The sequence below is a fragment of the Sphingomonas bacterium genome (genome assembly GCF_903643065.1).
Taxonomy (GTDB): domain Bacteria; phylum Pseudomonadota; class Alphaproteobacteria; order Sphingomonadales; family Sphingomonadaceae; genus Sphingomonas.
Genome location: NZ_CAHJWX010000206.1, coordinates 1 through 4,865, shown reverse-complemented (window position 1 = coordinate 4,865; position 4,865 = coordinate 1). Strand labels below are relative to the sequence as shown.

Genomic DNA, 4,865 nt, shown 5'->3' with positions numbered 1-4,865 from the left:
TGGAGCGATTCCGCCGCGATCCCGCGCTGGCCGCGCTGCTGCGCCACTACCGCCCGCTCGACCGGCCAGGCGGGTTCGACGCCTTCGAGCTGGCGCGACCGGTCGCGCGGAGCGCGCGCGCGGACTGTCCGCGCGTGTGACGCCTATTGCTTGATCGCGGTCAGACGGGTCGTGGTGGCCGCGCGCAGATCATCCACGACGATGCCCACCGTTCGACCATCGGTCGCCACATGATAGGTGTAGCGGTAGACCGGCTTGCCGCCGCGCGTGTCGAGCTCGGTGAAGGTGGTCGCGTCGACCTTGGTCACACCGACACCATCGTCCCGCCGAAATCGCCCACCATCGGCACGGCGGGGCCGCCATAGGTGGCGGTGTAGCTCTCGCCCGTCCCGGTGGTCAGCGTGAACCGGTCGCCAGCCTCCTTGAAGGTGAGCAGCCGCGCCGGGGCGCTCACATCCCGCACCGCTTGCTGGCGCCACGCGCCGGACACCGCGTGCCCGCCCGCCGGTCCCCTGGCGACGCGCGTCGCCACCATATGGATCTCGATCGGGGTGCCGGCGGCGTTGTCGGCGGAGGAGAAGGCACTCGTCAACGTCCGGCCATCCGCCGACACGGTGTCGGACGAGCGGCTCACCTCCTTGCCGGCGCGGCGGGACGCTAGCTCACCTGCGTCGGGCCATCGACGGTGACGCTCATCTCGTCAAAATAGTCATGGCTGGGGACCGCGTGGAAACGGCCGTCCGCCGGCGTGGTCACCGGCGGGGTGCAGGTGGAGCAGCGGAACACGCCATCGGCGACGCTGAACACGTCGGGCTTGGCGGGAAGCTTGGCCGAGGCGAGGTCACCCTGCCACGTCCCATCGAACGGGCTGGTCTGGGCGAGCGACGGCGTGGCCGACAGGAAGGCGAGGCAGGCGAGGTGTCGTTTCATGACGCGCGGGTGCCCGTTGCTGGAGGACGCGCGACCCTGTCTTCTTTTCCGGTCGGCCTAACCGCGCCCGATCGCCAGTCCAGCCCCGCGACGCGGAACAGGGATCGACGTCTTCGAACTGGCGCGGTCGGTCGCGCGGAGCGGCGAGCAGACTGTCCGAGCGCGTGAACAGGGCGCCGCGCCACCGGCGCGACGCCCCGCGTCACGACTTCGTCGAGTCAGGCGAAGGCCACCGTCGTGCGACGACGGCGCAGCGCCACGCCGGCCAAGCCAAAGCCGGCAATCATCATCCCCCAGGTCCCCGCCTCCGGCACGGCCGCAGCGAGCGGATCGATGGTGATCGCGAAGTCGGCCTGGAAGAAGATGCTCTGGCCAGGCGTCGGATTGGCGGTCTGAATAAACGCGCCCCCCGCCGTCTGCCGGACCTCCGCCCCGCCCAGCGCCGTGTCGTACTTGCCAAGCCCGAACGCATAGGTGCCGTTGCCCAGGACGCCGACCGGCGTGCCCTCGTCGCAACCGCCAAGGTAGCAGACCGTCGGCGGATCGGTCAGGATATTGCCGTCATCGTCCAGCGTGATGCCATAGGTGGTCGAGCCGTTGAACGTGTCCTTGCCGGGCGCGTCGACCAGATAGGCGATATAGGCCTGGCCCGGCGTGAGGACGACCTGTTTCGACCCGCTCGACGGGAAGGTGAAGCTGTGACGATAGAAGAAGTCGACATAGCCGCCGTTCCCGTCGGCGAAGGATTGATCGCCGAAGCCGGAGATCGTGCCCGAGCCGTTGAACAGGTCCACGGTGCCCGCCGCCATGGTCGCCGTGTCGAAGGTTCGGACAATCAGCCTGGTGCCCGTCGTGGTCGAGTCGCTGTCAAGGAAGCTGAGCGCGCTGAGCACGCCTCCGTTGGCGGAGGCGAAGTACTGGCCGAATGCCGACACGTTCGACGGGTTGTCCTGGCTGCCGCCGGGCTGCAGGCCGTTGAACGGGTCGGTGGTGTAGGTGGTGGCCTGCGCGCCGGTGACGGCGAGCGTGAGCGATGCGAACACGCCGAGCGCGGCGATCGAGAGCTTCTTCATGATGTGTCCCTGGACGTGGGCGCCGCGCGCGGCGGCGGATCGATGGAATGGCGCGGGGCCGCCGGGCGGCGGCCCCGGCTCGGTTCAGGCGAAGGTGACGGTGCGGCGCGTGCGGCGGCGCATCACCGCGCCGGCCAGGCCGAAGCCGCCGAGCATCATCGCCCAGGTCGCCGGCTCCGGCACCGCGGCGGGGGCCACGAACAGCGTGGCGGTGATGTCGTCATAGTTGGGCAGGCCGTTGGCGCCCTGCAACGTGAACGACCGCGCGCCGACGAGGTTCGGCAGCTGGATGATGGTGTAGCCGAAGTTGAGGCCGCCGGTGATGGAGCCCAACGCCGTACCGAGCACCGAGCCAGTCCCGTTCAGCCCCGAATAAGCGGTGACCGTCGACATCACGGGCAACGGCGAGCCGGGGCCGGCGCCGCTGTTGAGCCGATACAGGTTCACCGAGAAATAGGACAGCGCGTCGGAGAAGTTGACGAAGACCGGCGCCGGCTGGCCACCGCTGCCGGTGCTCGCCTCGATCCCGACCTGCACGCCCGCGGGCACGCCGAGATACGGGAAGTTCGTGGAGTCGTTCTCGACGCGAATCCCGGTGGCCGGCCCGTTCGAGCCATCGGCGAAGAAGGTCGGCGTGCTCAGCGACAGCGTCGTGCCGGTCACCGTCTGCGTCAGCACACCTTGATTGCCCGGGAGATTGGGCAGGCCGAGCGAGCTGTTGTTCTGATCCGGCGCGTAGAAGGCCTGCGTGCCCGACGGGCCGGTCGGCAGATTGTCGAGCGTGAACAGCTTCGCGCCAGAGCCATAGGTATAGACGACCTGAGCCGACGCCGGCGTGGCGCCAGCCCACAGCGCCACGGCGACCGCCGCCGCGGAAAGAACGATCTTCATCTCTGCATCCCCACCCGGTTCGTGACGCCCCTCGCGCCCCGCGACGGTTAATACCGCTTAACCATAGGTTCACAATAATCAGGCCAGCCGTTCTGTCGCACTTTGGGACGGTTCCGCCGCCGCGCGACGGATTTGGCCGGTGGCGTTGCGCGCGGGCAACAGGTCGGCGACACCTGCTACAGCGTCGCCAGGTCGATCGGCCCATCCTTGTCCAGCGGCTCGCCCGCCGGGGGCAGCGGGTATTTGAGGCCGGTGGCGCAGTTGAACAGCACCACCTGTTCGTCCTCGTCCACCTCGCCGGTGCGCAGCGCCGCCTTGTACGCCGCCAGCGTCGCGCCGCCCTCCGGGCACATCAGCAGCCCGTCGCGGCGCGCGCATTCGTCCGTCGCGGCGAGGATCGCCGGATCGCCCACCGCCAGCGCCTTGCCGCCGCTCTCGCGCACCGCGCGCAGGATCAGAAAGTCGCCCACCGCTTTGGGCACGCGGATGCCGGCGGCGACGGTGTGCGCGTCCTCCCAGCGCTCGGCATGCTCGGTGCCCTCCTCGAAGGCGCGCACGATCGGCGCGCAGCCCGACGCCTGCACCGCGTACATGCGCGGGCGCTCCGGGCCGATCCAGCCGAGCCGCTCCAACTCGTCGAACGCCTTCCACATCCCGATCAGCCCGGTGCCGCCGCCGGTGGGGTAGAAGATCGCCGCCGGCAGGCGCCAGCCGAGCTGCGCGGCAAGTTCCAGTCCCATCGTCTTCTTGCCTTCGATCCGGTACGGTTCCTTGAGCGTCGAGAAGTCGAACCAGCGACCCTCCGCCGCGCCCCGGCCGACGATCGCGCCGCATTCGTCGATCTGCCCGTTGACGCGGTACACGCGCGCGCCCTGCGCGGCGATTTCGCGGATGTTGACCTCCGGCGTCTCGGCGGGCGCTAGAATGATCGTCTCGATCCCGCACCGGCTGGCATAGGCGGCGAGCGCGGCGCCGGCATTGCCGTTGGTGGGCATCGCGATCCGGGTCACGCCCAGCTCGCGCGCCATCGCCACCGCCATGACGAGCCCGCGCGCCTTGAACGAGCCGGTCGGCAGCCGCCCCTCGTCCTTGACCAGCACGTTGGCGCCGCCGGACGCGGGGATCGGCACGAGCGGGGTCTCGATCTCGCCCAGGCTGACGATGCTGGCGGTGTGGCGGACCGGCAGCAGCTCGCGCCAGCGCCACAGATCGGTGGGGCGGCCGTCGAGCATCGGCCTGGGCAGGTTGGCGCGGACCGCGTCGAGATCGTAGCGGACCAGCAGCGGCCGGCCGACGCGCGACAGCCCGTGCAGCCGGTCCGCGTCGTAGCGCTCGCCGGTCATCGAGCATTCCAGATGCGTGACGAAGGTCGGGCGATCGGTGGTGAGGTTGGGATGGGGCATGGCGGCCGTGTACCGTCGGCCGGGAGCGCGCGCTACCGGGAGCGCGACCATGGACGGCGCGGCGATCGGCCGATCGCTTGCGTCAGTCGCGCAGCAGCTCGTTGATGCTGGTCTTGCTCCGCGTCCGGGCATCGACCCGCTTGACGATCACCGCGCAGTAGAGGCCGAGGTCGCCGCCGGTCGAGCCCGGCACGACGACGCTGTACGGCGGCACCTCGCCCCGGAACACCTCGCCCGTCGCGCGATCGACGATCTTCGTGCTGGCCCCCAGGTACACGCCCATCGACAAGACCGCGCCCTCGCCGACGCGCACGCCCTCCGCCACCTCGCTGCGCGCGCCGATGAACGCGCCGTCGCCGATGATCACCGGCTCCGCCTGCAACGGCTCCAGCACCCCGCCGATCCCCGCCCCGCCCGACAGGTGCACGCCCCGCCCGATCTGCGCGCACGAGCCGACCGTCGCCCAGGTATCCACCATCGTGCCCTCGCCGACATGCGCGCCGATGTTGACGAACGACGGCATCAGGATCGCGCCCGGCGCCACATACGCCCCGCGCCGCACGATCGC

At 70.3% G+C, this 4,865-nt stretch carries 7 protein-coding genes; all 7 read right to left on the bottom strand.

Annotation, left to right across the window (positions count from 1 at the left end):
- Positions 1–143 precede the first annotated feature (143 nt).
- Positions 144–308 (bottom strand): hypothetical protein, encoded by a 165-nt coding sequence (locus HUU95_RS08425; RefSeq protein WP_174279713.1) that lies wholly within the window; start codon positions 306–308, stop codon positions 144–146.
- A complete protein-coding gene (locus tag HUU95_RS08420) occupies positions 305–634 on the bottom strand; it encodes a hypothetical protein (protein WP_174279712.1) in 330 nt (109 codons plus the stop codon). Before HUU95_RS08420 ends, HUU95_RS08425 begins: the two co-directional genes overlap by 4 nt.
- A 23-nt stretch (positions 635–657) precedes the next feature.
- Positions 658–930 carry a hypothetical protein gene (locus HUU95_RS08415; protein WP_174279711.1) on the bottom strand — a complete coding sequence of 91 codons (273 nt, stop codon included), beginning with the start codon at positions 928–930 and terminating at the stop codon, positions 658–660.
- Between the two features lie 218 nt (positions 931–1,148).
- Entirely contained in the window at positions 1,149–2,003 is an 855-nt protein-coding gene (locus HUU95_RS08410; RefSeq protein ID WP_254602693.1) for a PEPxxWA-CTERM sorting domain-containing protein, read from the bottom strand.
- Between the two features lie 84 nt (positions 2,004–2,087).
- On the bottom strand, positions 2,088–2,894 hold the full coding sequence (locus HUU95_RS08405) for a PEPxxWA-CTERM sorting domain-containing protein (protein WP_174279710.1): 807 nt from the start codon (positions 2,892–2,894) through the stop codon (positions 2,088–2,090).
- A 176-nt stretch (positions 2,895–3,070) separates the two neighbouring features.
- Positions 3,071–4,297 carry a threonine synthase gene (locus HUU95_RS08400; protein ID WP_174279709.1) on the bottom strand — a complete coding sequence of 409 codons (1,227 nt, stop codon included), beginning with the start codon at positions 4,295–4,297 and terminating at the stop codon, positions 3,071–3,073.
- An 82-nt stretch (positions 4,298–4,379) separates the two neighbouring features.
- On the bottom strand, positions 4,380–4,865 hold a 486-nt coding region (locus HUU95_RS08395; protein WP_174279708.1), incomplete at its 5' end, for a 2,3,4,5-tetrahydropyridine-2,6-dicarboxylate N-succinyltransferase.

Coding starts and splice junctions, on each gene's coding strand:
- HUU95_RS08415 (WP_174279711.1), bottom strand. CDS start 930: ATGAAACGACACCTCGCCTGCCTCGCCTTCCTGTCGGCCACGCCGTCG.
- HUU95_RS08410 (WP_254602693.1), bottom strand. CDS start 2,003: ATGAAGAAGCTCTCGATCGCCGCGCTCGGCGTGTTCGCATCGCTCACG.
- HUU95_RS08405 (WP_174279710.1), bottom strand. CDS start 2,894: ATGAAGATCGTTCTTTCCGCGGCGGCGGTCGCCGTGGCGCTGTGGGCT.
- HUU95_RS08400 (WP_174279709.1), bottom strand. CDS start 4,297: ATGCCCCATCCCAACCTCACCACCGATCGCCCGACCTTCGTCACGCAT.